Annotated in this window: 1 protein-coding gene; it reads right to left on the bottom strand. The window is 46.8% G+C overall.

The features are described from left to right. Positions 1-198: 198 nt before the first annotated feature. Complete coding sequence (locus Q5Y71_RS16810; RefSeq protein ID WP_306043229.1) at positions 199-693, bottom strand: hypothetical protein; 495 nt, start codon at positions 691-693, stop codon at positions 199-201. Positions 694-1,237 lie beyond the last annotated feature (544 nt).

Raw genomic sequence — 1,237 nt, 5'->3', positions numbered from 1 at the left:
TAATAGAATTGCCAGAGAGCGAAAAATAAGACTATTTAAGAATATCTACCATACCCCAGCGATTAATTACTAACGAGGGTGCATAGTAAAAAACGCCATCAACAGAAAATGCTGATGGCGCTCTTTAGCCGGGCTATCGATTGGCTACCCGGCGCAGATAGCACAAACGACCATTAAAATGAGTCGTAAGGAATGCCTCTAAGGGGTATAGGATACTGCCGGTGTGGTGGCGACCGTACCGTTAACCTCACAGGGAGCACCACCACTGGGGTTGGCTGGAATCTGCGCCATTGTAAATGTGATCTCTCCAGTGGCTTGATCCAAAGTGCCAACCAGATCACCGAGGCAGTTGCCGGTAATTCCCTGCACATCCACATTCTTTATTGTAACGACGTCGTTGGCCCCACCCTCCATCGCATAGGGAAAGTTAAAAAAGCCAATGCTTCCGCAAAGCCCCGCAGAACCGGATAAAGATAAAGCTGAAATCTCGGCGCTTCCGGCAGCATCAATATTAGCCATGCCACTCATATCACACGCGAGTGTAATTCCTTTTGACACTGAGATGGGAGTGGATGGGGCATTCGCTACAACTATGCCATTAGTATTGAGGGGCGCCCAGGTCTCTGCATTGGCCAGTCCAGCAAAACCGGTGGCAGCGATGGTAAGAGATACAGCAGTAATAAACTTTTTCATGGTAATCATTCTCTCCAAGTTAGTAAGTGCACTACGCGGCACAAAGGATTATTGCCTGCGAGTACTGCCCGGCATTGGCCGGGTATCCTGCAGCCTAATTGCCCCAGGTGTCCGGGGCATGACAGCGTGATTGCAGCACAAAGAATTGCAAAATTTTTATATAACCTCAGTACAAAAAATCTACTTATATAACTATTGTGACAATCCATTGTTATTTGTGCAAAACACGCAGCCGTATCCTTATGCCGCTGCAGAAAACCACAGGCGCTTTAAGGCATTGCCCTTTAACGAAGGATATTAAACAAGCAGTGGTCCTATTGGTCTGTGAGTTTTCAGTAACTTAAGACGCGGTAAACCACCTGCAGGGGGGATAGCTGCGACAATTTGGCGTAATTTTTTTCATTTCACCGGAAAAATTAGATCCACGTTGGGTGTGAACACAGATTCTGCGTTGACTGGCAGTATCTGATTTTAGGAGTTATGGTCAATTCTGGTGTTCAACAGGCTTGATCATGCAGCGCTTTGGTCAACGGTTGATACCTCT

This window comes from Microbulbifer sp. 2205BS26-8, assembly GCF_030731025.1.
In the GTDB taxonomy this organism is placed as follows: domain Bacteria; phylum Pseudomonadota; class Gammaproteobacteria; order Pseudomonadales; family Cellvibrionaceae; genus Microbulbifer; species Microbulbifer spongiae.
The sequence above is the reverse complement of the archived record's forward strand: the minus strand, read 5'-3'. Positions and strand labels throughout refer to the sequence as shown.

Excerpts from the sequence above, each read along its gene's own strand:
- Q5Y71_RS16810 (WP_306043229.1), bottom strand. The coding sequence starts at position 693 with ATGAAAAAGTTTATTACTGCTGTATCTCTTACCATCGCTGCCACCGGT.